Origin of the sequence: Qipengyuania sp. (assembly GCF_042095715.1) — a bacterium.
GTDB lineage: Bacteria > Pseudomonadota > Alphaproteobacteria > Sphingomonadales > Sphingomonadaceae > Qipengyuania.
Genome location: NZ_JBELMO010000002.1, coordinates 18235 through 43713, shown reverse-complemented (window position 1 = coordinate 43713; position 25479 = coordinate 18235). Strand labels below are relative to the sequence as shown.

The 25479-nt window shown below is 63.5% G+C and carries 18 protein-coding genes; 7 read left to right on the top strand and 11 right to left on the bottom strand.

Annotation, left to right across the window (positions count from 1 at the left end):
* Positions 1-18: 18 nt before the first annotated feature.
* Positions 19-1647, bottom strand: coding sequence for a carboxylesterase/lipase family protein (locus ACFDTG_RS00940; RefSeq protein ID WP_375289202.1), 1629 nt, complete (start codon positions 1645-1647; stop codon positions 19-21).
* A gap of 19 nt (positions 1648-1666) precedes the next feature.
* Positions 1667-2827: a dihydrodipicolinate synthase family protein gene (locus tag ACFDTG_RS00935; protein WP_375289201.1), complete on the bottom strand. Its 1161-nt coding sequence runs from the start codon at positions 2825-2827 to the stop codon at positions 1667-1669.
* Positions 2828-3077: 250 nt separating this feature from the next.
* Here ACFDTG_RS00935 and ACFDTG_RS00930 point away from each other — a divergent pair, with 250 nt between their 5' ends.
* The 6 genes from ACFDTG_RS00930 (at position 3078) to ACFDTG_RS00905 (ending at position 9017) form a co-directional block, all read left to right on the top strand.
* Positions 3078-4685, top strand: a complete 1608-nt coding sequence (locus ACFDTG_RS00930) for a carboxylesterase/lipase family protein (protein WP_375289200.1) — start codon at positions 3078-3080, stop codon at positions 4683-4685.
* 75 nt (positions 4686-4760) lie between these two features.
* Complete coding sequence (locus ACFDTG_RS00925; protein WP_375289199.1) at positions 4761-5921, top strand: alpha-hydroxy-acid oxidizing protein; 1161 nt, start codon at positions 4761-4763, stop codon at positions 5919-5921.
* Positions 5922-6163: 242 nt separating this feature from the next.
* The gene (locus ACFDTG_RS00920) at positions 6164-7624 is read left to right on the top strand and encodes a cytochrome ubiquinol oxidase subunit I (RefSeq protein WP_375289198.1); all 1461 of its coding nucleotides are present in this window, start codon (positions 6164-6166) and stop codon (positions 7622-7624) included.
* Complete coding sequence (cydB, locus tag ACFDTG_RS00915) at positions 7621-8628, top strand: cytochrome d ubiquinol oxidase subunit II (RefSeq protein ID WP_375289197.1); 1008 nt, start codon at positions 7621-7623, stop codon at positions 8626-8628. Before ACFDTG_RS00920 ends, cydB begins: the two co-directional genes overlap by 4 nt.
* Positions 8625-8747: a DUF2474 domain-containing protein gene (locus ACFDTG_RS00910; protein WP_375289196.1), complete on the top strand. Its 123-nt coding sequence runs from the start codon at positions 8625-8627 to the stop codon at positions 8745-8747. The genes cydB and ACFDTG_RS00910 overlap by 4 nt, the downstream gene beginning before the upstream one ends.
* Before the next feature lie 129 nt (positions 8748-8876).
* On the top strand, positions 8877-9017 hold the full coding sequence (locus ACFDTG_RS00905; protein WP_375289195.1) for a hypothetical protein: 141 nt from the start codon (positions 8877-8879) through the stop codon (positions 9015-9017).
* A 41-nt stretch (positions 9018-9058) separates the two neighbouring features.
* Here ACFDTG_RS00905 and ACFDTG_RS00900 read toward each other — a convergent pair whose 3' ends face one another.
* The 9 genes from ACFDTG_RS00900 to ACFDTG_RS00860 form a co-directional block, all read right to left on the bottom strand.
* Positions 9059-10297: a serine hydrolase domain-containing protein gene (locus ACFDTG_RS00900; RefSeq protein ID WP_375289194.1), complete on the bottom strand. Its 1239-nt coding sequence runs from the start codon at positions 10295-10297 to the stop codon at positions 9059-9061.
* On the bottom strand, positions 10297-11367 hold the full coding sequence (locus tag ACFDTG_RS00895) for an acyl-CoA dehydrogenase family protein (protein WP_375289193.1): 1071 nt from the start codon (positions 11365-11367) through the stop codon (positions 10297-10299). Before ACFDTG_RS00895 ends, ACFDTG_RS00900 begins: the two co-directional genes overlap by 1 nt.
* Positions 11368-11404: 37 nt before the next feature.
* A complete protein-coding gene (locus ACFDTG_RS00890; protein ID WP_375289192.1) occupies positions 11405-12616 on the bottom strand; it encodes an acyl-CoA dehydrogenase family protein in 1212 nt (403 codons plus the stop codon).
* Between the two features lie 91 nt (positions 12617-12707).
* Positions 12708-14180: a tryptophan halogenase family protein gene (locus ACFDTG_RS00885; RefSeq protein WP_375289191.1), complete on the bottom strand. Its 1473-nt coding sequence runs from the start codon at positions 14178-14180 to the stop codon at positions 12708-12710.
* Positions 14177-16210, bottom strand: a complete 2034-nt coding sequence (locus tag ACFDTG_RS00880; RefSeq protein WP_375289190.1) for a glycoside hydrolase family 97 protein — start codon at positions 16208-16210, stop codon at positions 14177-14179. The genes ACFDTG_RS00885 and ACFDTG_RS00880 overlap by 4 nt, the downstream gene beginning before the upstream one ends.
* On the bottom strand, positions 16207-17823 hold the full coding sequence (locus ACFDTG_RS00875) for an alpha-amylase family glycosyl hydrolase (protein WP_375289189.1): 1617 nt from the start codon (positions 17821-17823) through the stop codon (positions 16207-16209). The genes ACFDTG_RS00880 and ACFDTG_RS00875 overlap by 4 nt, the downstream gene beginning before the upstream one ends.
* Positions 17820-19655, bottom strand: coding sequence for an alpha-amylase family glycosyl hydrolase (locus ACFDTG_RS00870; RefSeq protein WP_375289188.1), 1836 nt, complete (start codon positions 19653-19655; stop codon positions 17820-17822). Before ACFDTG_RS00870 ends, ACFDTG_RS00875 begins: the two co-directional genes overlap by 4 nt.
* The gene (locus tag ACFDTG_RS00865) at positions 19652-21157 is read right to left on the bottom strand and encodes a tryptophan halogenase family protein (RefSeq protein ID WP_375289187.1); all 1506 of its coding nucleotides are present in this window, start codon (positions 21155-21157) and stop codon (positions 19652-19654) included. Before ACFDTG_RS00865 ends, ACFDTG_RS00870 begins: the two co-directional genes overlap by 4 nt.
* A gap of 87 nt (positions 21158-21244) precedes the next feature.
* The gene (locus ACFDTG_RS00860; protein WP_375289186.1) at positions 21245-24007 is read right to left on the bottom strand and encodes a TonB-dependent receptor; all 2763 of its coding nucleotides are present in this window, start codon (positions 24005-24007) and stop codon (positions 21245-21247) included.
* A 361-nt stretch (positions 24008-24368) separates the two neighbouring features.
* Here ACFDTG_RS00860 and ACFDTG_RS00855 point away from each other — a divergent pair, with 361 nt between their 5' ends.
* Entirely contained in the window at positions 24369-25403 is a 1035-nt protein-coding gene (locus ACFDTG_RS00855) for a LacI family DNA-binding transcriptional regulator (RefSeq protein WP_375289185.1), read from the top strand.
* Positions 25404-25479 lie beyond the last annotated feature (76 nt).

The following is a 25479-nucleotide window of genomic DNA, read 5'->3' as shown; positions in this document are numbered from 1 at the left end:
CGCTTGAAGGCTTCTGGTTTAGATGCCGCGCCCCTCGGGCAGCAGGCGCTGGAGCAGTTCGCGCTCTGCGCTATCGGGATCGCGCACCACCTGGGGGTCGATGTCGAAGATCATCGTTGCGCGGCCGGGAACATCGTAACTGGGCCACGCGGGTAGCGCAGGTGTGTTCGGGTTGCCGGTTCGCGCAAAGGCGATCCACGCATCGGCCATCAGATCCGCCATCCGCTTGGTCTCGCTGGTTTCCGGGCCGGTAAAGCTGGTCGAGCGCGCGACATTGTCGAAGACGAATGCGATATCGAGCGCGTGCGGTGTTTCCAGCCGCCCGCCTTCGACCGGGGTCTTCCAGTCGAGCCGGTACATGTAGACCGGAGCAGCCTGCGCGCTCTTGCGCTCGGCCTGCAACAGCGCGGTGCCGCGATAATTGCGGAAGGTAGCCACCTGGAAGAACACGTCGCTCGCGTCGCAATCGGGGTGCGCCGCACGCATGCCCGCGATCAATTCTTCGACATCTGCGTCGCCGGTAAAGGCCTTGAGCTTCGCGGGCAGCTCCTCCCACGTCAGCGCGAAGTTCTCCGGGCTGCCCAGGCCGCCTTGCAGGCGCATCTCGTTGTTGTTCGTGCCGACCAGCAGCGGAATGTCGGCGGACACCGGATTGGCATCAGGAGTATAGGGCTGCCGCGTGAGCGAGCGCCCGTCGACCACCGGGCGGTAATAGGCACCCCGGCTGCGCGACTTCATCATCGCGGCGATGAAATCCTCGATCGGCATCGCTGCCAGTTCTTCCACGCTGGATGCACCCGCAGTCGCCATCAGGTCCTTCGCCAGCGGCGTGCCGACGCGCGGAGTGAAACCCGCGAGCGACATCGAACCGGACTGCGCGATCGCGCGCTGAAACAGGCCCCGCGCACCCTCCATCGCCATCAGCGTGGAAACCTTGGCGGCCCCGCCGGACTCGCCGAAGATGGTCACGTTATCCGGGTCGCCGCCGATCTCCTCCGCATGGTCGCGCACCCATTCGAGCGCCTTGACGATGTCGAGGCTGCCCAGATTCCCGCTATCGGCATATTTCGGGTCGTCGCTCAGTCCGCCGAGGTAGGAATAGCCCAGCGCGTTGAGCCTGTGGTTGAGCGTGACGACGACCACATCGCCCCGCTCCGCCAGCCGCGAGCCGTCGTAACCGTTGCTCGAACCCGAGCCCGTGACGTAGCCGCCGCCGTGCAGCCAGACCATGATCGGGCGTTTCTTGCCATCGTCGAGGCCACGGGTCCAGACGTTGAGGAACAGGCAATCCTCGCTGGTGCCGACCGAATTTTCCCAGGAGCGGAATACGGGCACATCGGGCGAAGGGATCTGCGGGCACTCACTGCCGAACCAGGTGGCGGGACGCGTGCCGGACCAGCTTTGCGGCTCGGCCGCGGTCTGGAAACGCCGCCCTTCGGTTGAGGCGCCGTAGCGCACGCCGCGAAAGACGTGGACCGTTCCGCTCTCGCCTTCGCGCGTACCGGAAAGGGCGCCATATCGTGTTACGAGTATCGGCGCCGCACTCGCTAGCTGCTGCGAAGATGTCTCCATCCCCGGCGTCGCGCAGGCTGAAAGCGCCAGCGCAGCGGCGGCGGCAAAGCCTGCATAGATGTTGCGGATGCTCATGTTCCTCGTCCCTCTTGTCTCAGTTTTTCGAATAATACGGCAGATCGGCCAGGTCTGAAGCGCGCACCCCCCGCGCCCACGCCGCGCGGCCGACGACGAATTGCTCCTCCGGCGCGTCGGTCAGCTCCAGACCGGACGCCCGATAGGCAGCCCGCATCGCTGCGCGCGCCTGTGCATCCAGCACCGGAATGGCACCTTCTGGGGCGTGGGGATCGCGTGGCAGCAACCCGCCGTTCGCGCCCGACAGCCACTGATAATAGCGATTGTGCTGCCATGGGTGGCCCCCGGCCCGGATCACCGGGGCCTGCACTGCGAAGAAGTGCGAAAGGGCGGGCTGGATCTGGCGGGCAAGCTCATCGACCTGCGCCACATCACCCGTCGCCGACGCACCGAGCAAGCGGTTGCCGATCTGTTGGTCAGGCGTCTGCACGGCTTCGGCATTCCACTGCCCGCTCCAGCCGATGCCGAAATGGCGCGCCAGGAGCGGCAGGAAGTCGAGGTTCACCGGGCCCATCGAAAGGCGGTCGCCAAGCCGCTGGCACAGCTGCACGGTGGACGTAAGCGATACCGGCTGCGAGATCTTGACCGCGACCACGTTGTCGAGATCGGCGATCCTGTCGTAGACGTCGAGCGGCTGCCCTGCCGGGCCGAGCGTGGGAAAGGCGCGTCTTCCGGTGGCGGCATAGAGCATGATCGGCAACTCGGTCGCCGTTATCCGGCGCGCCATCAGATCGTGCAACTGCGTTTCGCTGCTATCTGCCGGGTAGGTCGAGGCGAGCAGAACGAGCTCAACCCCGATGTCTTCCAGCGCGCTGAGCAGCGTCAGGTCCGATTCGACCTTATCGCTCGCGATGATGCCGTGGATGGGAAGCGCGCCCCTCGATTCGTCGATCAGGATACGGTGAAATTCCCCCCAGCGTGGATCGCCGGGCAGTGTCCAGTTGATCATCGGCAGCGTGCCGGAGAACCCCTGCGCAATCGCATGGCGAACGTCGTGGCGGATGGCATCTTCGTCCAGCGTGCGCCCGTCTTCGCGGAAGGTGGGGAGGAAGAGGTTCATCAGGCCGTGCAGATGCGCCTTCGCCCATATGCGCTGGGGCGAGTCCACACGCGGAACCAGACGCCCAGTCGCCTGAGAGAGCCCCGGCGCAGCCAGTCCGGCAAGCGAGGCCGCCGTCATCGTCGACAATCCAGACAGCGCATTGCGGCGCGAAAGGCGCAAACCAAGCAAATCCTGCCTCTCCCTAATAACTCAGCCGGATGCCTGATTGGGAACCCGGTGTTTGAACCAAATGCTTTTACCAAGGCTGTGTGCGCCCTGCTGACATACCGCATTTACGAAAAAGGACTTAACACGCAAGTGCGATTGGTTCTAGTGTCAAACCAAGGCGCGCCGTCACGTCGGTGGCGCGGCACAAGGGAGAAAAGCGATGATGACCAGGCGGCAGACAATCGGCAGCGCATTGGCTCTGGGCAGTGCCACGATGGCGCGGCCTGCCTTCGCGGCCAGCGGGATGTTCCCCGTGGTAGAGACAGCGCAGGGCAAGCTGCGCGGGCTTCAGTCGGGCGGGGTCGCAGTGTTCAAGGGCATCAGCTATGCTGCGGACACCTCGGGAGTGAACCGCTTCATGCCGCCCCAGCCGGTCGAACCCTGGGCTGGCGTGCGCGATGCCCTGCATTGGACGGATGTGGCGCCGCAAATTCCCGGTGACCGCCGACATACCTATGCCGACCTGATCCTTGTCGATCGCAACCCTTCGGGCATGGGAGAAGACAATCTGTCGCTCAACCTCTGGTCGCCCGGGCTCGATCCGAACGCGAAGAAGCCAGTGATCGTGGTTCTGCACGGCGGCGGTTTCTACTCCGGCTCGGGCAATTCGGTCGGCATGGACGGAGAGGCGATGGCGCGCTTTTCCGACAGCGTGGTGATCGCGATCAATCATCGCCTCGGCGCGTTCGGCTTCCTGCATCTGGCCGAATTCGGCGGGGATGATTTCGCCACATCGGGCACTGTGGGGATGCAGGATATCGTCGCCGCGCTTGGATGGGTGCGCGAGAACGTGGGTGCGTTTGGTGGCGATCCTGGGCGCGTGCTGGTCTATGGCCAGTCGGGCGGAGGAGCGAAGACCAGCGTGCTGATGGCGATGCCCGGCGGCAAGGGCCTCTTCCACCGCGCCGGTGTCATGAGCGGTTCGGCGTTGCGCATGATGCCCCCCGAAATGGCAAGCGTCACCGCCAAGAGACTGATGGATGCGCTGGAGATCGGCCCGGGCGACGTGCGCAAGCTGCAAGAGGTGCCCTGGACGATCCTGCTGGAAACGCAGGCGAAGCTCGAAGCTGCTGACCGGGCCAGGGGGGAGGCCCCGCGATCCTTCGCGCCGGTGGTGGACGGGATCGCCCTGCCCCGCCACCCATGGGCCCCCGACGCGCCAGCCGTATCCGCCGACGTGCCGATGATCGTCTCCTCCGTCCTGGACGAGCGGGCCTACCGAATGGGTGATTTTTCGATGGACCAGGCGCGCCTGACGGAGTTTGCCCGCAAACGCTTGGGCGACAGGGCGGAAGACGCAGTCGCCGCCTATCGCCAGGAAGATCCGGAGGCGCCCCCCTTCCTGCTGGCCGCTCGGCTGGAGTCCGATCTGACCTTCCGCAAGTCCGCCTTCGCACAGGCCGAACTGAAGGCGAAACAGGGCGGTGCGCCGGTCTGGACCTATCTATGGACCCAGCCGAGCCCGGCGGCGGACGGCCGCTTCGGCGCGGTCCACGGGATCGATGTCGCACCCAGTCTCTACAACACCCGCGGCGCGCTGAATGGGTCGAGCAGGGAAGCCAACACGCTCGCCGCGGCCATCGCTTCGAGCTGGGCGGCCTTCGCGGCGAATGGCGACCCGAACAACGAGAATGTGCCCGAGTGGAAGCCCTACTCACCGCCCGAACGCAGGACGATGATCTTCGACGAAGACCTGCGGGTGGAAAGCGATCCGCGTGCGGCCTTCCGGCAATACTGGGTGGGCCAGCCGGAGTCCGAAGCGGAGTAGGCGCGCCGGGCGGGATGGACCGCGCCTCTCTAAAGCGGCACAACACCCGCAACGGATAAGCGAGAGGAGAGGACCATGGCGCATTACGGGGACATGCAGAACGCGATCTATGCGGGCGGACTGAACGGCATCCTGCCCGACTTCCCCGTCGATTTCGCATCGCTGGAGGAACGCGCGGAGAAGGCGCTGTCCCCCGGCCTGCTCAACTATGTGCAGGGCGGCTGCGGGGACGAGCACACGCAGGAAAGCAACGCCAGCGCCTTCCACCAATGGGGCATGGTGCCGCGCATGATGGTCGACTGCCGCAAGCGCGACCTGTCGATCGATCTGTTCGGCATCCGCCTGCCCTCTCCCGTCTTCATGGCGCCCATTGGTCTCAACGGAGAAGTGACGCAGGATCGCAAGGGAGACCTCGCCGCCGCACAGGCCTCCGCCGAAACCGGCGTGCCGTTCTGCGCATCGACCCTGTCGAACACCCCGTTGGAGGACGTGGTGGAGGCCACCGGCGATACCCCCGCCTTCTTCCAGCTCTACACGCCCAAGCACGAAGGGCTGGCCGAAAGCCTGATAGTTCGGGCGCAGGAGGCCGGCTACAAGGCGCTGGTCATCACCCTGGACACCTGGGTCACCGGATGGCGCCCGCGCGATCTCAACACGGCGAATTTCCCGCAACTTCGCGGCAAGGTGCTGGAGAACTACTTCAGCGATCCGGTGTTCCAGAGCCTGCTGGAGAAACCGCCCCAAGAGGAACCCGAAACCGCGATCGGCACCTGGGCCGCCACTTTCGGCAAGGTCCTGACCTGGGACGACATCGGCTGGTTCCGGGACATCACCGACATGCCCATCGTCCTGAAGGGCATCTGCCACGAAGATGATGCGCGCAAAGCCGCCGACCATGGCGTGGACGCGATCTATTGTTCCAACCACGGCGGACGCCAGGCCAATGGCGGGATCGCCGCCATCGATATGCTGCCCGGCGTGGTAGCGGGCGCGGGTTCCGTCCCCGTGCTGTTCGACAGCGGTATTCGTTCGGGCAGCGATGTCGTCAAGGCGATCGCGCTGGGCGCGACGGCGGTCGGCATCGGCCGTCCCTATACCTATGGCCTGGCCATCGGCGGCGCGCGCGGCGCGGCGCACGTGCTGCGCTCCATCCTGGCCGAAGCCGATCTGCTGATGGCAGTGAACGGCTATCCCAACCTGGAGGCGGTACGCGCGGCGGGCGCAAGGCGGGTATGACCCGTGACCATCGGTGGGCTACGCCGACCGGGTCATTTTAAAAAGCTGCGGAAGGGGCCACGGTTTGGGAAACAGCGCGCAGGCAAACTTCTGCAGCGCATGTAGGACAGCATACAGAATCTGACCGGCCCGCCTATCGTGCGCGGGGGACTCCCCCGGCGGAGGGCACGACCTGTTGCGCAAATTGCATCAGCGGCGACCTCCAATTGCTGCTATAGGCCCGCCCGGTCAGGAGAAACGACGTGCCCGAAGGCTTGAACGCCCTGTTGCTTGCCCGGATCCAGTTTGCCTTCACGGTAAGCTTCCACTTCATCTTTCCCGCATTTTCCATTGGGCTTGCGAGCTATCTGATGGTGCTGGAAGGGCTGTGGCTGAAGACAGGCAAGGGGCTCTATCTCGACCTGTTTAAATACTGGCTCAAGATCTTCGCCATCGCCTTTGCCATGGGCGTCGTGTCGGGCATCGTGATGAGCTACCAGTTCGGAACGAACTGGTCGGTCTTCTCCGATGTGGCCGGGCCGGTAATCGGCCCTCTGATGGCTTACGAGGTTCTGACCGCGTTTTTCCTGGAAGCCGGCTTCCTGGGCGTGATGCTGTTCGGGATGAACCGCGTGGGGCGTAAGCTGCATTTCGCCGCCACCTGCATGGTTGCGTTCGGCACCTTCATCTCGGCCTTCTGGATCCTGTCGGTCAACAGCTGGATGCAGACACCGGCAGGCTACGAGATCGGGGCCAACGGGCAGTATCTGCCTGGCGACAGCTGGTTTACGATCGTGTTCAACCCCAGCTTCCCCTATCGCCTGGTGCATACGGTGATCGCCGCCTATCTCACCACCGCCTTCGTGGTGGGCGGCGTGGGGGCCTGGCACCTGCTGCGCGACAAGGCGAACCCGCACGCGCGCAAGATGTTCTCGATGGCGATGTGGATGGCGGCGCTGGTGGCGCCGGTGCAGATTTTCGCCGGCGATACGCAGGGCCTCAACACGCTGGAGCACCAGCCCGCCAAAGTCATGGCCATGGAAGGCCATTACGAAAGCCATCCCGATGGCGCGCCGCTCTATCTGTTCGGAATTCCGAACGATAAGGAACAGCGGCTCGATTATGCTATCGGGATACCCAAGCTGTCCTCGCTGATCCTCAAGCATTCGCTCGACGCGCCGCTGGCCGGGCTCGACACGATTCCCGATGACGAGCAACCGCCCGTGGGGATCGTGTTCTGGTCCTTCCGGGTCATGGTCGCGATCGGTTTCGCCATGCTGGCACTCGGCATGTGGAGCCTGCTCGCGCGCTGGCGCAAGCGGCTGTACGACTGGCGCCTCCTTCACAGGGCAGCGCTGGTCATGGCTCCATCGGGCTTCGTGGCCGTGATCGCCGGATGGATCACCACGGAAGTGGGCCGCCAGCCTTACGTGATCTATGGATTGCTGCGCACCGCCGATGCCGCCAGCCCGCTGGACGCACCCGCGGTCGCCGCCTCACTGCTTGCCTTCGTGATCGTCTATTTCGCGGTTTTCGGCGCGGGCGTGTGGTATATCCTCCACCTGATGCACAAGCCGCCCCATCCCGGCGAATTCGGCGTCAAGCGCGGGGACAAGGGTCCGATCCGCACCGCCGGCATCACTCCCGGCCCGACACAGGACCCGACCGACCGGAGCACGCGGGACCTTTCGGGCGACAAGCAGGAACCGGAGACAGCGCCATGAGCGTCGATGTCGATCTGACGACCATCTGGGCGTTTATCATCGCCTTCTCCGTCTTCGCCTATGTCGTGATGGACGGGTTCGACCTTGGCATCGGCATCCTTTTCCCCGCCTTCGAAGTCGGTCCCGAGCGCGATCGCGCGATGAATTCGATCGCGCCGGTGTGGGACGGGAACGAGACCTGGCTGGTGCTGGGCGGGGGCGGTCTGTTTGCCGCCTTCCCGCTTGCCTATGCGGTCGTCCTGCCGGCGACCTATCCGCTCATCATCGCCATGTTGCTGGGGCTGGTGTTCCGCGGAGTGGCGTTCGAATTCCGCTGGCGCGATCCGGGGCATCGCAGGTTCTGGGACGCGGCATTCACCGGCGGATCCTTCGTCGCCGCGATCGCGCAGGGCATGACGCTGGGCGCGCTGTTGCAGGGGATCACGGTGGACGGGCGCGCCTATGCGGGAAGCTGGTTCGACTGGCTTACGCCCTATACGCTGCTCACGGGCCTGGGCACGGTGGCCGGATACGCCCTTTTAGGCGCAACCTGGCTGGTGTGGAAATTCGAGGGCGAAAGCCAGCACCACGCCCGCAAGCTGGCCAAGCGGGCCGCCTGGGCGACCTTCGTCCTGATGGGCGGGGTGAGCCTCTACAACATCTCGCTCAATCCGGAATACGCCGCTCGCTGGCTCACCGCGCCCGAGATCTATTTCGCGGCGCCGGTGCCGATCCTGACGGGCATCGTCGCGCTGGTGCTGTTGCGGGCCCTTTCGGTAGAACGACATTCCAAACCTTTCTGGCTGAGCCTGGCTCTGTTCTTCTTCGGCATGGCGGGGCTGGGGGTGACGATGTGGCCCTATGTCGTGCCGCCCTCGCTCACCATATGGGACGCTGCCGCGCCCGAGCGGAGCCAGATCTTCATGCTGGTGGGCGTCGCCATCACCATGCCCCTGATCATCGCCTACACCGCCTGGGCCTACTGGGTTTTTCGCGGCAAGGTTGGGGACGAGGGGTACCATTGAGTAGGCACGCCGATCAGGCGCCGCTGTGGCAGCGGCTGGGGTGGATGGCAGCCATCTGGTCGGGAAGCGTGGCCGTGCTGGGCACGGTCGCCTATCTGCTGCGGTGGTGGCTGAACTAAAGCCGCCACGTGTATTTCCTTAATGACATTTTGGTTAATGTCCTGATACAAGACATGTTCGAATCGAAAGCGCCGTAAATCTGGCAGGCTATCTGGCAGGCTCGCGGGTATAAGCTTCGGGGAGCAGGAATGGCCGCAGAGACGCGAAATTTTGACGATGTGACTTTGTTACCCGGTTGGCAGCGGCTAGCCTGGATCGCCGCTGTCTGGAGCGGAAGCGTGTCGATCATGGTGCTGATCACCTGGCTGATCGCCGCCCTCTTCGGCTGACGCCCGACCTCTTCAGTTTCGATTGACCTGCTGCCGCGCCCTCAGGCGCGGCTTTCCACGAGCGCCGAATAGATCAGGGTCTTGAGCTGCCTGCGCACCGGATAAGTGCTCGACGGATAAAGCTGCGTCATGAAGACCATGGTGATGCCCTCCATCGGGTCCACGAAGAAGGCCGTGGAATAGGCGCCGCCCCAGTAGAATTCGCCCTTGCTCGACGGCATCAGCGTCTTGGCCGGCTCCGTCACCACTGCAAACCCGAGCCCGAATCCGGATCCCGCACTTGTGGTTTCGGAGAACAGGCTGCGGCTGACCGAGGCCAGGTCGGCCCCGCCCGGCAGGAAGTTGCGAGTCATAAGCTCCAGCGTCTTGGGCGCCAGGATGCGCGCTCCGTCCAATGCCCCCCGGCCCAGAAGCATGCTGCAGAAACGATGATAATCCGCCGTTGTACCGACCAGCCCGCCACCACCGCTGTGGAATTTCGCCGGGCTGGCCAGCCTGCTGGAGGCGGCCTGATCGACACATCGCGGGGTGTTGCCCGGCCTGTAGCCAAAGGCATCGGCCAGGCGATCCTGCCTCTCGGCGGCGACCCCGAAGGCGGTGTCCTCCATCCCCAGCGGATCGAAGATATGTGCCTTGAAATATTCGCCCAGGCGCATGCCGGACAGCCGTTCTACCGCGATGCCCAGCACATCGGTGGAGACGGAGTAATTCCAGCCCGTGCCCGGCTCGAATTCCAAAGGCAGGCCGGAAAGGTGCCGCAGATATTCGTCGCTGGTATGATGATCTCGCCCGAAGTCTAGCTCCACCTTGCGATAGGCGGCATCGATGCTGGTGCGGTTCTGAAGGCCATAGGTGAGGCCCGACATATGCGTCAGCAGGTCGACGAAGCGGATCGGCCGCGTCGGCGTGGCGGGCGCAAAGGGAACTGCCCCGCCGCCGCCCGCATAGACCCCCAGATCGGCCAGCTCCGGAAGGACCCGCGCTATCGGATCGTCCAGCGCCACCCTGGCCTGTTCCACCAGTTGCATGAAGGCCACCGAGGTCACCGGCTTGGTCATGCTGGCGATGCGGAAGATCGCATCCTCTCGCATGGACGTGCCGTCCTCGCGCAGCGAGCCGAGCGTGGCATGATGCACTGGCTTGCCGTCGCGCGCGACCAGGATCTGCGCGCACGGCAGCTTGCCCGGATCGACATAGGTTTCCGCAAGGAAGCCGTCGATCCGCGCCAGCCGTTCAGAATCGAAGCCGAGCGCCCCGGCGTCCGCCAATTCGATCCCCATCAATAGCTGCTCAGCGTGGCGAACCGGTCCTTGAGGTAGCCGCTGTTGCCCCACTGCGATTCCAGCACCCGCGCGCGCTTAAGATAGAAGCCCACATCGTATTCGTCGGTCATGCCGATCCCGCCGTGCAGCTGGATGCCCTCGCTGGCCATCTTGTGGAGGACACGGTTCGCCTCCGCCTTGGCGATGGTGGCTGAGCGTGAGGCGCCGAACCCGCTGTCGAGCGCCTGCAGAGCGCCCTCCACGGCGGAACGCATCATCGCCAGATCGGCGAAAAGATCCGCCATGCGATGCTGCAACGCCTGGAAGCTGGCGAGCACCTGGTTGAACTGCACGCGCTGTTTCAGATAATCGAGCGTCTTGTCGAACACCGCCTGCGCCATGCCCAGCATCTCGCAGGAGGCGAGGATCCGCGCCCGGTCGAGAACATCATCCAGTAGTGCGTCGCCTCCCTCAGCCAGCTTGTCGGCGGGGGCGCCATCGAAGGTCACCTGTGCGTGGCTGCGCTGGTCGGTCAGCTTGCGATCGGACAGCGAGACGCCATCGCCCTTTTCCACCAGATAAAGCCCGTCCGCGGCCGCGACCACGAACAGGTCCGCGCCGTGCGCTTCGGGCACGAAAGCCTTGGTGCCGCTGAGCTTGCCGTCCGAAACGCTGGCCTCGATCGTCGCAGGATCGTGGCGTGGGCCCTCGTCCACTGCCAGCGTGGCGATCGTTTCGCCGCTGGCTAGCCGGGGCAGCCATTTGGCCTTCTGCTTCTCGCTACCGCCAAGCACGATCGCGCTCGCCGCCACCGTGCTGGCTATGAGCGGACTGGCCGTCAGTGTCTTGCCCAGCTCTTCGGCCACCAGGCCCATGGACAGCCAACCGAAATCCGAACCGCCGTGCGCTTCGGGTATGATGACTCCGGTCCAGCCCATTTCGGCCATGGTCTTCCATGCGCCGCGATCGAACCCGTCCGGATTGTCGCTGTTGCGCAGCTTTCTGAAGGCGGCGACGGGGCTTTCGTTCGACGCCCATTCGCGCGCCATATCGCGCAGCATTTCCTGCTCTTCACTGAGAACTGCCATTGTCCGTATCTCCCTCGTCCGCGTCTTTTCGCGGAGCTTATTGGTGGTCCAGCATGCCGAGCACGCGCTTGGCGATGATGTTGTTCTGGATCTCGGTCGATCCGCCATAGATCGTGGTGGCCTTCCCGAAGAGCCAGGCACGCGCTGACTCTAGTTCGCCGTCCGAAAAGCCATCGCCTTCCCAGCCCAGGCCCTGCAGCCCGCGGATCTCGATCAGCATTTCGGCCCGTTCCTGGCCAAGCTTGGTGCCCAGCTTCTTGAGCACGGAGCTGATTTCGGAAACCCCACCCTGCGCCTTGCTTTCCTCCATCGCGCGGCGCGCGGTCAGGAGAAAGCTGTTCCAGCGGATTTCGAAATCGGCGATACGGTCGCGCAGCACCTTGTCGGCCAGCTTGCCGTCCGCATCGGTTTCGCAATGCTTCTTGGCGATATCGGACAGGTTCGCACCCATCATGCGGGCCAGGCTGCCGCCGCCGGACAGGTTCGTGCGCTCGTGCTGAAGCAGGCGCTTTCCGATGGTCCAGCCCTGCCCTTCCTCGCCAACGAGGTTTTCCTTGGGCACCTTCACATCGGTGAAGAATGTCTCGCAAAACGGGCTCATGCCCGAAATCATCTTGATCGGGCGGACCTCCACGCCGGGCGCATCCATGTCGATCAACATGAAGCTGATGCCCTTGTGCTTGTCGCTGCGGTCGGTGCGCACGATGGCGAAGCACTTGTCCGCCCATTGCCCGCCGCTGGTCCACGTCTTCTGCCCGTTGACGAGGTAATGGTCCCCCTTGTCCTCCGCCATGGTTTGCAAATTAGCGAGATCGGACCCGGCATTGGGTTCGGAGTAGCCCTGGCACCAGCGGATTTCACCGCGGCAGATGGGGGGGATATGCTCCTTCTTCTGCGCCTCGCTCCCGAATTCCAGCAGCGTGGGGCCGAACATCATCACGCCCATTCCGCCGATCGGATTGAAAGCTCCGACCTTGGCAAACTCCTCGTCCAAAATACGCGACTGGACACGGGTCAGACCGCCACCGCCATATTCCTTGGGCCAAGTGGGCGTGCCCCAGCCACGTTCGCCCACGGCCTCGCGCCAGCCCTTCTGGGCAGGCGTTTCGTCGGTCGGACCTTCCACGGATGCCAGCGCGTTGCTCTTGCCTTTCAGCTCAGCCGGGAAATGCTGGGCAAGGAAATCCTTCACCTCCTCGCGAAAGGCTTGGTCGGCATCCACCGGATGCACGTCGGGCTGGGTTGCCATGACACTCTCCTCGTTTTGATTCGCAATCGATCTAGACCGCTCCGGCGCAAAATGCCACGCATCCCACCACACAAACAACCATACTCTATCTTCAGAAGGAAAAATTGGCGGCGCAGGCTTTCAGCATGGCGATGGCGCGATCCTCGTCGGCAGCCATCAAACCATCCGGCAAGGGCGCAAGCTTCTCCGCCGCCGGGAATGTGCCGTACCCCGCAAACAGGCAATGCCAGCTGGCCGCGGAATAGGCGGGCGCGGAACCGTAGATTTCGCGGTTGGCTTCTTCGAGGTTTTCATGCGTGAACCACGCGGTCATCATGGCTTTCAGTCGATCGGACAAGGCGTGGTTTTGCGAACAATCGCGCCAGTATCGTCCCCCGCGCCCGTTCATCCGGTAATGGGCGACGATGTAATCCCTGATTCCGTCATAGCGCTCGGCGATGCGCGCGTTGAAGGAATCCCGGTGGCGAGGGCCGAACCCGCCCGAGCGGTAAGCCTGCGCAAATTCCAACGCGGTCGTAATCACGATATGCAGCGCCGTCGCCTCCAGCGGTTCGACGAAGCCTTGCGCAAGGCCCGCGGCCAGGCAGTTGCGGTGCCAGCTGCGCTCGACCCGTCCCACCTTCATCGCCAGCCTGCGAGCCTCCACCTCAGGCCCGATGCCGATTGCGGTGCGCAGCTCAGCCTCCGCGTCCTCGTCCCCGACATAACGGCTGGAGTAGACATAGCCGTTGCCTGTCCGAGTGGTGAGCGGGATCGCCCAGCGCCATCCGGCCGACATCGCCACCGCTTCGGTCTGCGGTCGGAAGCTGACCGGCGCCGCCGATGGAAGCACCACCGCGCGATCCGCCCACAAGGCATTCCCATAAGACAGGAAAGGCTCGCCGAGCGCCTCCTGCACGATAACGCTGCGGAAGCCGGAGCAATCGACAAAGATGTCGCCGGCAATCGTCTTTCCATCCTCGCAGGCGAGCGCGGCTACGTCGCCGTCGGGGGTCAGTGAGACTTCGGCGACCTTGGCTTGCCGATGAATGACCCCGCGCGCCACCGCCCAATCCCGCAGGAATGCGCCGAGCTTGTACGCATCGAAATGGTAACCGTAGCTGGGCGGAAAAGGGAAGCTTTCGGCCGGATGCGGGCGTTTGCCCCGATCAGCGAGATGCGTCGCGAGGAACCACGGGTCGGGATGGGCCGCCACGTCGAAACCGCGCCGGGCAAGCGCGCAATTGCGCACGAAGCCCGGTTCGGTGTGCAGATCGACCGGGCCGGGAAACGGATGAAAATAGCTTTCGAAGCCCGCCCGTTCACTCCATCCGCTAAAGCGAATTCCCAGCTTGAAGGTGGCGTCGCAGGCCGCCATCCATTCCGCCTCTTCGATCCCGAGATGGTCGAACAGGAATTTCAACTGGGGGGTGGAGCCTTCGCCCACCCCGATAATGCCCACTTCCGGGCTTTCGACGACAGTAACGCGGTCCGCGCCCCACTCCTTCGCCAGAAGGCAGGCGGTAATCCACCCCGCGCTGCCGCCGCCGAGGACGACGACGGAAGGCGGGTTAGACTGGTTCACTTACCCGCCGTTTCCTTACCGGGCTTGAGCTGGATCACGGCTCCCCCGCCGGGCGCCAGCCACACGGTCAGCCGGTCGCCCTTGCGGATGGTCCGGTCGTCGTAGGAGATCCGGTGGCGCGCCTCCGTTTCAAACGTGGCGCCTTCGCCGTCCTTCCAGATCTTCGCGCGGTAGGTTTTGCCCGGATCTAGGAAATCGAAGTCGATGGTCACCTCGCGCGGCGTGGCATCGTTGATGCCGCCCACGTACCAGTCGGCCGAATTGCGATCCTTGCGGGCGAATATGGCGTAATCGCCCACCTCGCCCGCGACCAGATGGCTTTCCGCCCAATCGGCCGGCACGGCCTTGATGAATTCCAGCTCGCGCGGATGTTCCGCCAGGCTCTCCACGAAATCGGCCGCCATCTGGATCGGCGAATAGATCGCAAGATACAGGCCCAATTGCTTGGCCACCGTGCTGGCCATCGGAACGCCGTTGCCGCCGGTGACGCTGAGGACACCCGGCGTGTAATCCATCGGTCCGGATAACATCCGCGTATAGACCAGCGTAGGCTCGTGATCGGGTCCGTTGGCGAAGGGACCCCAGGCATTGTACTCCTGCCCACGCGCGCCCTCTCGCGAGACCCAGTTGGGATAGGTCCGGCGCAGGCCCGTGTCCTTGACTGGCTCGTGCGGGTTTACGGCCACGCGGTTTTTCGCCGCTTCCTCGACCATGCGCAGATGGTGTTGCACCTGCCGTTGGCTGTCATGCCATTCCATCACCTTTTCGTCGCACGGATCCGCGATGTCCGCATTACAAGATGCGATATTCCCAGCGTCTGCGACATAGCCGGTTTTCACCACATCCACACCCAGCCGCCCATAAAGAGCCATGGCATCGGCAAGCTGACGTTCGTAGCCCGCGATATCGCCTCCGGTCTCGTGATGTCCGATCAGGTGGACGCCCTTTTCTTTCGCATAGTCGGCCAGTCCCTCGAGGTCGAAGTCGGGATAACTCTCGGTGAAGCTGTAATTCTTCCACTGCGCCCACCCCTTGTTCCAGCCTTCGACGAGTACGCCGCGAAAACCGTGCTTGGCGGCGAAATCGATATACTGCCGGGTCCTTTCGGTCGTGGCGCCGTGGCGCGGGCCTTCGTCCCACGTCCACTTGCCGCTGATCATGCCCCACCAGATGCCGATATATTTGGCAGGCTTGAACCAGCTTACGTCGCCCAGCTTGTTGGGCTCGTTAAGATTGAGTTCCAGATCGTTTTCGACCAGACCGGCGGCATCGGGCGCGATGCGGATCGTACGCCAGGGCGTCGTGAAGGCGCCCGTGCGGACGACCTTCGCGCCGCGACTGGACGGCGCGAGATGTGCGCGGAAACGGCGATCCTGCAGGCGCTGAAGCCACATGCCCGAATAATCGACCAGCGCCGCTTCGTGGATCGACAGATGCGTCCCGTCGGCCAGCCGCATGGTGATGGGCGTGTGCGTCATCGAAACGCCTTCGATCGGGGTCCGGGAATAGAGATATTCGTAGCGGTTCCAATCGCCCGCCGGGATCCACCATGCCGTTCCTTCGGGCACGATGGTGAATTCGGTCAGCTCTTCGGCAATATGTGTAACGGGATGGTCGGGCCGATCTGGAAACTCGGTGCGGAATCCCACTCCATTGTCGAACACCCGGAAGCGCACGGTCATGCGGCGCGGATTATCGTTCTGCTCCGCCAGAGTGACCGCAAGTTCGTTGTGACGGTCGCTCACCCACTGCCGCTCGCCCCAGGGCTGTTCCCACCGGGTATCGACGGTATCCCGGCTCTCGCTCTCGATGGCCATGCCGCGCCGCAACGGGCTTTCGTCCGTGAAGTTGAACGCGATGACCGAGCGCCCGATCAGGGGCTGACCGGCACGGGTCACTTCGTAGAACGGCTTGCCTTCGTTGTCGGTATCGACCGTGACCACGATCGACCCGTCCGGAGAGGAAACGGTGGCAGACCAGGCCGGCGCGGCGCTCGCCAGCAGGGCGGCGAATATGGCGGCACGCTTCATGCGGACACCAGCATGGCCGCATAGGCGGGGAGGCATTCCCCGCGCGCTCCATTTATCGCGACCAGTATCCGGCTGCCTTGTCGATTATCCAGCATGATGTCCCTCTCTCCAAAATTCGCGTATAGCGTCAGACGCTCACCTTCAGCCTCCCGCTCGAGGATGAGCAGGTCGCCATCCGTTCGGCAAGCCGCCACCTGTCCATAGCGCAGAGCCGGATGCGCGGCGCGCAGCGCCAGCATCCGCCGCGTATGGTGAAGCAGCGATGCCTCGTCCATCTCCTGCAAGGAAACGGCCTTGTCACGGTTTTCCTCGCCCATGGGAAGCCACGGCGATTGCGAACCGAAACCGGCGTCCATCGCCTCCGCGTCCCAGGGCATCGGAGTGCGCGCCCCATCCCGGCTGAGCGTCAGCGGCCAGTTGGCGATCGCTTCGGGATCGTGGAGCTGCTCGAAGGGAATATCGACCTGATTGAGGCCCAGCTCCTCGCCCTGATAGATGATGACGTTGCCTCGCAGACAAGCGAGCAGAAGCATCTTGAAACGGGCGAAGGCATCGCGACGCTCGGGCGCGCACCAGCGGCTGAGCGCGCGCGGCGCGTCATGGTTTTCGAAAGCCCAGCTCGGCCAGCCTATACCCGGTTCCCCAGGCCATTCGGCCAGCGCCGCGCATACGGTCTGCGGTCGCAGCTGGTCGGCATAGAGAAAGTTGAAGCCGTAAGCCGAGTTGAGATGCGTCTCGCCTTGGGTGAACGCCTTCATCTCCTCTTCTGCCTCGTCACCGCCGACTTCGGCGACGGTGAAAATCCCGTCATAGCGATCGGTCAGCGCGCGGAGCTGCTCGATGAAGCCGGGGATCGCCGGGTGCGACATGTTGTGGCGCTTGATCTGGAAATCGAACGGCCGGCTCCGGGGCCGGTCCGTCGCCGGCGCGGGTGGATTGTCGGTCAGCGCCGGATCGTGCATCAGGAAATTCAGCGCGTCGATGCGGAACCCGTCTACCCCGCGATCCAGCCAGAAGCGCGCCACATCCAGTAGGGCATCCTGCACATCGGGGTTATGGCCGTTGATCTGCGGCTGACTGCTCAGGAAGTTGTGCAGGTAATATTGCCCGCGGCGGGCATCCCAGGTCCACGCGGGACCGCCGAACACCGACTGCCAGTTCGACGGCGGCGAGCCATCGGGCTTGGGATCGGCCCACACATACCAGTCCTCTTTCGCATTTGACCGGCTGGAACGGCTTTCGACGAACCATGGGTGTTCGTCGGAGGTGTGGGAATAGACCTGGTCGATCAGCACCTTCAGCCCAAGCCCATGCGCCCGCGCGACCAGGGCATCGAAATCGGCGAGGGTGCCGAAAATGGGATCGACATCGCGGTAATCGGCCACATCGTAGCCGAAGTCCTTCATCGGGCTCGTGAAGAACGGACTGATCCAGATCGCATCGACACCCAGCCGGGCGACGTGATCGAGCCGAGCGGTGATACCGGCAAGGTCGCCGATCCCGTCACCGTTCTGGTCCATGAAGCTGCGCGGATAGATCTGGTAGATCGCCGCGCCCTTCCACCAGGGCAATGTCTCGTTTCCAGGACTGGCAATAGGGTTCATGGTATTCATTCTGCCCTGTCGCCGACTTTGCACACCGCCCATCCGAAGGCAGGCAGCGTGAATTGCGCGCTGCCGGGCGCGGTGACCTGGGCCGGACACGCACCGGCAAGCTCCGTAAATCCGCGGATGTCGTAATCCACGGCGACATTCACCGAAACGTCGTGCTCGGCAGTGTTGAAGGCCAGCAGCACCTGCTCGCCACTGGCCTCGTCCACGCGGCTTGCGACGAAGGCGCCAGGCTCCTGTTCGTAGTGAAGGACGGACTGGCTGCCCCGCCGCAACGCGTCACTGTCCGCACGAATGGACGCCATTTGCGCGATCAGGCGATAGATCGGATGGTTCTGGTCGAAATTGGCATCGGCAGTAGTTGCCTGCGTACCGATAAGCCGGTTGTCGTTGTAGACGGCCGTGCGGGAGGGGAACATGTCCTCGCGCGCCAGCTGGTCGCCCCCGTCCCCGACGAAACCCTGTTCGTCTCCGGAATAGATCACCGGCGCGCCGCGCAGGGTCATCATCATGGCATGCGCCAGCAGCACCCGGCTCAGCAGTTCGTCCTGCGAAATCTCGGGGCGATCCGCTTTTATCAGCGTGGAGAAACGCCCCATGTCGTGGTTGCCGAGGAAGGTGGGGAGATTGACAGCGGCGGGAGCCCCGCCCTCGTAGAGCACATCCCCGTCAAAGGTCTGGGCCAGCAACGCGGTGCCGGCATCCCGGCCCAGCAATTCGCGCATGGCGGCCTGAAAGGCGAAATCCAGCACCTGAGGCAATTTGTCCCGGCGGGTATATTCGGCGATATAGCCCGGCTGGGGGATGTCCTTGTAGACTTCGCCGAACATCACGAAGTTCGGGATGCCGCGCGCCCTGGCCCGGGCCTCCATCGCCGGGACGAAGGCTTGCCAGAATCCGGGATCGACATGGCGGGCGGTGTCGATCCGGAAACCGTCCACGCCGAAATCGTCGATCCACTGGCCGTAGATCTCGATCATGCCGCTGCGCACGCGCGGATTCTCCGTGAAGAGATCGTCCAGCCCCGCAAAATCTCCGAACCGCGAATCCTCGCCGGTGAAGGTGGAGTTGCCGCGATTGTGGTAATAGATCGGATCGTTGAGCCAGCTCGGCACCTTGACGTTCTTCTCAGCCTCCGGAACGACGGGGGTGTAGGCGTAACGCGGATCTGTCAGCCTGGCGAAGTTCTCGGGCGAACTGTCGACATCGCCGCCGAAGCCTTCGTTGATCCTGTCGCCATCCGGCCCGCCGCGCGTCGAATAGGGATAATCGCCGCGGCTGCGGTAGACATAGTTCGCTGCATCGCCCTCGGCGTAACCGATGACGTCGGCCGTGTGATTGGTGATGATGTCCATATAGACCTTCATCCCCATCGCGTGGGCCGCGTCCACGAAGGCCTTGAACTCCTCCCGCGTGCCGAAATGGGGATCGGGCCGGGTAAAGTCCGTGATCCAGTATCCGTGATAGCCGGCGCTCTCCTGGCCCGGCAGGCCTTGCACCGGCTTGTTCTTGAAAATTGGCGCAAACCAGATCGCGGTAATGCCCATGGATTTCAGATAAGGCAGCTTTTCCGTCAGGCCCCTGAGGTCGCCGCCATGGTAGAACCCTTTCGCCTCGGGATCGAAACCGGTCGTCAGCCTGTCGCCCGTCAGTCCCCCGCGATCGTTGGATGTATCGCCGTTGGCGAAGCGGTCCGGTAGCACGAAGTAGATCACTTCCTCGCTGGGCGCGCGGGCGCGGAGCGATTCCAATCTATCCGTTGCCACAGGTCTCGTTTGCGCATGCGCGCAGGACGAGAGCAGCGATGCCGCGATAAGGCCCAAGATCGATTTCATGATACAATTCCTGCGCGGGTTATGATGGTGCGGAGCACATCGGCATGGACCGGCATCTGCGGGACGCTATCGGATATGGCAGCTTCAGTTTCGTCCAGCAGCCGTCGAAGATCGTGTTCGGGGATGGCATCCGCGATGGGATTGTATCCGTGCGGCTGGACGTGCTGACCCACCAGAACTTGAAACCAGCCCACTTCGGTGAACAGTTCCTCATGTTCGCGATGGATAAAGGCCCCGGCCTTCCATGCAGCGATCTTCTCCGTCAGGGTGGCCGGCAGGTCCAGCGCGCGCATTCCGTCCCAGAAGGTCTCGCCTTGCCGCTCGTTGGCCCAGTAATGCAGAATGATGAAATCGCGCACCCTGCTCCATTCGAAATCGGCCTGGGCGTTGAACCAGTCGACGATCGCGTGATCGGGTCTCCCCTCCGGCAGGACCGAGAGGAAGCGGTTGATCGCGCTTTGCGTTAGATGGATGGAGGTCGATTCCAGCGGCTCCAGAAAACCTGCTGCAAGGCCAAGCGCCAGACAATTTCCCCGCCAATGGCTGCGCCGCTTCCCGGTCGTGAAGCGGATCGCGCGCGGATCTCCCTGAGGCGCGCCGTCGAGATGGACCATCAGCATTGCGGCGGCTTCATCATCCGAGATATGCGCGCTGGCATAGACGTAGCCGTTGCCGATCCGGTGCTGCAAAGGGATGCGCCATTGCCAGCCCGCCTGGCGTGCGGTCGAGCGCGTGTAGGGAGTAAATTCACCGCCACTGGCGCAGGCGACGGCCAGCGCCCGGTCGCACGGTAGCCAGTGCGTCCAGTCGTCGTAACCGGACCGCATTTCTTCCTCTATCAGGCGCCCGCGAAAACCGGAGCAGTCGATAAAGAAATCGCCGGCAACTTCAGTACCGTTCTCAAGGTGCAGGGCCGCAATATCGCCGCGTTCGCCGTCGCGCACCACGCTGGCGACGCGGCCTTCGACACGGGTAGCCCCGCGCCCTTCCGCGTGACGGCGCAGCAGCGCCGCATATAGCGACGCGTCGAAGTGATAGGCGTAGGGCAAGTCAGTCGCCGGCGGTTTGCGCCCGGCGGGAGGAACGCGCGTCGCCCTGGCGGCCTGTTCATTGGCGGAATACCGCGCAAGTGGTCCAGCAAATCCGAGCTTGCTGGCTCTCAGCCAGTGATGCTGAAAAGGGAGGAGGCCGACCGGACGGCCCACGGCTCCGAAAGCATGCATGTAGCTTTCGCCCTCGCGCGTCCAGCCGGCGAACTCGATGCCCAACTTGAAGCTACCTTTGGTTTCGCGCAGGAACTCGCCCTCGTCGATGCCCAAAGCCGAATTGAACAGGCGGATCTGAGGGATAGTAGCCTCGCCGACGCCAACCGTGCCGATCGCCTCGCTTTCGACAAGCGTTACCGCGAGATGCGGTGCGAAACGCGACAGAGCGGCAGCCGCCATCCATCCGGCCGTCCCACCGCCGAGGATTACCACGGATCGCAATTTCGGTGCGGTCATTGGGGTTGCTCCCTCGATGAACCGGCTGGCGGCAGGCAACACGCCAGGTGACGGGGCACCTGAGCGCCCGGACACCCGGCGCATCGATCAGAACTTGAACGTGAACCCGGCCAGGAACCGGCGACCGTAGATCTGATAGTCGGTTACGGTCAGCGGCTGATCGGTGTTGGCGACCGAGGCGAACCGTTCATCGGTCAGGTTCTGGCCCTGAATGTAAAGCGACAGCCCTTCAAGCGAGCTTCCCGGCTGGAAATCATATCCGATCTGCGCATCGATGATGGTTTCCTGAAGCGCGGTGCGACGGGTCGGGGAGCCGCCGAAGCCTGTGAAATCGCCCAGGAAGCTGGACCGGTAACGCGCGCTTACGCGGGTGTTGAACCCGGCCTTCTCGTAATAGGCCGTGCCGTTCACCACCCAGCGAGAATAGCCGGGGATCTGCGTCTCCTCACCCTCGTCATTCTGAATGGAGGTCTCGGTAAGGCTCGCGCCACCGGTCAGGCCGAAGCCATCGAGAGCATTGGTGAAGGTAGCTAAGGGCAGCGTCACCGCAATTTCTGCACCGTAGAGGTCGCCGCCGCCAGTGTTGACGGGCGCCTCCAGGGTGCCGACGGCGGGCACGTTGGGGTATGCGCTGACACCCGTGGGCGCCGGAAAGCCGGTATAGTCGAACGGGAATCGACCGTTGAAAACGTAACTCACGATGTCCTTGTAGAACAGCTGGAGCGCCACCACCCCTCCGACGCCGAAATATTTCTCGACGTTGAAGTCCACCGCATTTGCGCGATATGGCCTCAACTCGGGGTTGCCGCCGCTGCCGCGGATAAGGCCACCCGGAACCGTTGCATCGATACCGTAACCAATCGACAGGCGCGTGTCGTCGAGCCGTGCCCGCATGATTTCACGCGCGGCAGCGAAACGAAACACCCAGTCGCTGTTGAGTCGCAGCGACAGGTTGGCGCTCGGCAGAACGTCCCAGTAATCGTCGCCTAGTGTCAGCAGCTGCGGCCCGGCCGGCGGGAAGATGAAGCCGGTCGATTTCTGTACCGTGTTGATGGCCTGTACGCCGATATTGCCCGTCAGGACGCCATTGCCGAGTTCCCGCTCGATATTCGCCTGGAGATAGGCGGTCATGAGATCCTCGTTGACCGTGTACGACTTGCTCAGCACGTCGTTCGCGGCGCCTGGGCCGGTAGTCACCCGGGGCTCAAGCACCAATACGCCATTGGCGATGAGATCGCGCGCGTCGTAGCTGACGATCGGGCCCAGCCCGAGGTAGTCGAGATTGGTCGAATCCAGCAGATATTGGGAGGGGATCGACACGGTGGTGGCCCCGTTCGGCAACCGGACGAAGGCCTCGTCTGGAGTCAGGCTCTTCTCGCGGGTCGTATAGTTCATGCCGAACTGGATGCCCTTGAGGAAGCTGGAATCGAATTCCTTGCCCACCTCGACACGGAACTGGAACAGCTCGTCATCGACGATGCGGTTGTTGTAATAACCCGCTTGCGGGATCGTCCCGCCACCCCAGCCAAGTGGATCGGTCAGGAAGATTGCCGATGGATCGCTATAATCGAGCGAAGGGCTAAACACGGTGCCGTCAGAACCGGAAGTGAAGCCGATGGTCCCGGCGGCACCATTGCCGGTTGCCGGACCGTTGAAGCCGGTACCGGAATAGCTTTCCAGGCTCAACTCGTTGCGGTCGGTCCGCGAATAGCCGAAGTCGAACAGGGCGCTCCAACCATCATCGCCCTGGTAATCGGCATTGAAACCAAAGGAATAAAGGTCCGCCTTGCGCTGAAAGATGTCGTTGCGAACGACACCGCGCACGTTGTCGAAGCGCCCGGAGGTGGCGAAGCCATCGGTCACGGATCCAGTGGACGGGTTGAAAGGCGCGACGCCGGACCCACCGCCGAATGCGAGCGGAAGCTCTATTCCACGCTTGGACTGATCGTCGTCGAAGTTGGAATAGAAGCCATCGACCGTCAACATCAGGTTCGGAGCGGCCTGGTATTGCAGCGTGCCATTGATTCCGAGCCGCTTGAGCTGGGTGGAGGTGACATAGGACTTGGAACCGCCGATCACGGTCGGATCGGTGGCGGTACCGCCTCCCGCATAACCCCAAGCGTTGAATTCCTGGAGCTGATAAGGTTCGTCCACGTAGGACGCAGAAAGCGAGACACCGACCGTGTCATCCGCAAACTGGTCCACATACGTCCCGTTCAGGCGATAGCCAAATTCCTTCGATCCAGCGTTGAGCGCGCCGAGGTCAGCCCATGAACCACGCGCGCCGATGGCGAAGATGCGCTTTCCCGTTTCGAGCGGACGAATCGTTCGTATGTCGATCGTCCCAACGAGACCCTGACCTACCAGCGACGCGGTGGGGGATTTGTAGACAACGACCTGGCTGACAATTTCGCTGGGGTACTGATCGAGTTCGACCGAGCGGTTGTCGCTGGTGGTCGTTTGCTCGCGGCCATTAAGCAGCGTCTGCGAGAAGTCAGGGCCGAAGCCGCGGATTGCAACCACGTTCGCGCGCCCGTTCAGGCGCTGTGAGGTGAGCCCCGGCAAACGCGCGATTGATTCGCCGATGGAAGCGTCAGGCAGCTTGCCGATGTCTTCGGCAGAGACCGATTCCACGATCTGCTCGGCGAACTTCTTCTCCGCCACCGCGGATTCGAGCGAAGCGCGAAAACCGGTAACGACGATGGCATCCTCGTCCTCCGGCGTGTCTACCTGGCCACTGACCGGGGACGCATCCTGCGCGCTGGCGATCTGGGGAAGCGCGAATGCGCCGAGGGCGACCGTGAAGGCGCCCAAGCTGATACCGGTACGCAAACCGCTGCGAATGGCCATGATAGTCCTATCCCCTCATGCTGTGCCGCGGTGCGCCCGCAGCAGCAGGTTGAAAAATCTGACAAAGGTATGCGATTGCCGCGCACGAAGTCTGCGTACGCCAAGGCTCTACCTTCTCCCATCGCTGCTGTTACGCCCGGCGCTTGTGGGATGAATAGATCGCATACGTATGCCGCTTCGGGCCGCGATCGCTGCTGTGACAAATTTGCGTCATCCCGCGCGATAGAGACTGCAAAGGCCGCACAACCGCGCTCCGCGCCCATCGCAGGCGCCCGGCGGTGATTGCCAAGACGAAACCTGCGAAGTACCGTCCGCGGCGATAAAGATATCTTTGGGCAGACAGCAGGGGACCGCAAGGCGCATGGGCCGGGCACCCACCGGAAGGCCAACCAGCTTCGACATCGCCTATCTGGCGGGGGTGTCACAACCGACGGTCAGTCGCGCGCTGCGCGGGGATCGGTCAGTCAGCGAGCAGACGCGCCAGAAGATCGAGCGGATCGCACGCGATCTCAACTACACGGTCGACAAGAACGCGTCCTCCCTGCGCAGCCAGCGCACCAACACGATCGCGCTGCTGTTCTTCGAAGATGGCGCCGACGAGAACGTCATCAACCCGTTTTTCCTCGCGATGCTGGGTTCGATCACCCGTGCCTGCGCCAATCACGGGCTGGACCTGCTGATAAGTTTCCAGCGGATGGAAGACGATTGGCACACGCAATATCAGGATGCCAAACGCGCGGATGGGCTGATCCTGCTGGGATACGGTGATTATGCGAGCTACACCGCCCGTATCGAGCAACTGGTGTCGCAAGGGACCCACTTCGCGCGCTGGGGATCGGTACGGTCGGACACCAGTGGCGGAACGGTCGGCTCCGACAATCTGGGTGCCGGGCGATTGGTGGGAGAACACCTGCTAGGTCTCGGCCGGCGCCGGATCGCCTTTCTGGGCCATGCGGACGAACATTATCCCGAATTCGCCCATCGCTATGATGGGCTATGCGAAGCGATGCGCGAGGCGGGTGTGGAGCCGGATCCGGCGCTTCAATTCGATGCCCTGACGAACGAGGACGCTGGATACCGCGCAGCCAGCAGGCTGATCGCCTCACGCCGGGAATTCGACGCGGTCTTCGCGGCGAGCGATCTGATCGCCATCGGCGCGGTCCGTGCGCTGGCGGGCGCTTCCCGCAAGATACCCGATGACGTGGCGGTGGTCGGTTTCGACAACATACCCACGGCATCTCTCACCACGCCGCCGCTTACGACGATCCAGCAGGATCTGGCAGGTGCTGGCGAGAGGCTGGTGGAAACCCTGCTGGCGCAGATCGAAGGCAGCGAACCGCCCGAACCGCGCCTGCCAACGAAGCTGATCGTACGCGCCAGCACGGTTGCGCCCTAGCACATTCGTATGCGCCTTGCCGCAGACAGCGGCGCGTGCAAGCTAGCGGCTGGAGACCGGGGACACACCGGCCATT

Excerpts from the sequence above, each read along its gene's own strand:
- ACFDTG_RS00940 (WP_375289202.1), bottom strand. The coding sequence starts at position 1,647 with ATGAGCATCCGCAACATCTATGCAGGCTTTGCCGCCGCCGCTGCGCTG.
- ACFDTG_RS00935 (WP_375289201.1), bottom strand. The coding sequence starts at position 2,827 with ATGACGGCGGCCTCGCTTGCCGGACTGGCTGCGCCGGGGCTCTCTCAG.
- ACFDTG_RS00930 (WP_375289200.1), top strand. The coding sequence starts at position 3,078 with ATGATGACCAGGCGGCAGACAATCGGCAGCGCATTGGCTCTGGGCAGT.
- ACFDTG_RS00925 (WP_375289199.1), top strand. The coding sequence starts at position 4,761 with ATGGCGCATTACGGGGACATGCAGAACGCGATCTATGCGGGCGGACTG.
- cydB (WP_375289197.1), top strand. The coding sequence starts at position 7,621 with ATGAGCGTCGATGTCGATCTGACGACCATCTGGGCGTTTATCATCGCC.
- ACFDTG_RS00905 (WP_375289195.1), top strand. The coding sequence starts at position 8,877 with ATGGCCGCAGAGACGCGAAATTTTGACGATGTGACTTTGTTACCCGGT.
- ACFDTG_RS00900 (WP_375289194.1), bottom strand. The coding sequence starts at position 10,297 with ATGGGGATCGAATTGGCGGACGCCGGGGCGCTCGGCTTCGATTCTGAA.
- ACFDTG_RS00895 (WP_375289193.1), bottom strand. The coding sequence starts at position 11,367 with ATGGCAGTTCTCAGTGAAGAGCAGGAAATGCTGCGCGATATGGCGCGC.
- ACFDTG_RS00890 (WP_375289192.1), bottom strand. The coding sequence starts at position 12,616 with ATGGCAACCCAGCCCGACGTGCATCCGGTGGATGCCGACCAAGCCTTT.
- ACFDTG_RS00880 (WP_375289190.1), bottom strand. The coding sequence starts at position 16,210 with ATGAAGCGTGCCGCCATATTCGCCGCCCTGCTGGCGAGCGCCGCGCCG.
- ACFDTG_RS00875 (WP_375289189.1), bottom strand. The coding sequence starts at position 17,823 with ATGAATACCATGAACCCTATTGCCAGTCCTGGAAACGAGACATTGCCC.
- ACFDTG_RS00870 (WP_375289188.1), bottom strand. The coding sequence starts at position 19,655 with ATGAAATCGATCTTGGGCCTTATCGCGGCATCGCTGCTCTCGTCCTGC.
- ACFDTG_RS00865 (WP_375289187.1), bottom strand. The coding sequence starts at position 21,157 with ATGACCGCACCGAAATTGCGATCCGTGGTAATCCTCGGCGGTGGGACG.
- ACFDTG_RS00860 (WP_375289186.1), bottom strand. The coding sequence starts at position 24,007 with ATGGCCATTCGCAGCGGTTTGCGTACCGGTATCAGCTTGGGCGCCTTC.
- ACFDTG_RS00855 (WP_375289185.1), top strand. The coding sequence starts at position 24,369 with ATGGGCCGGGCACCCACCGGAAGGCCAACCAGCTTCGACATCGCCTAT.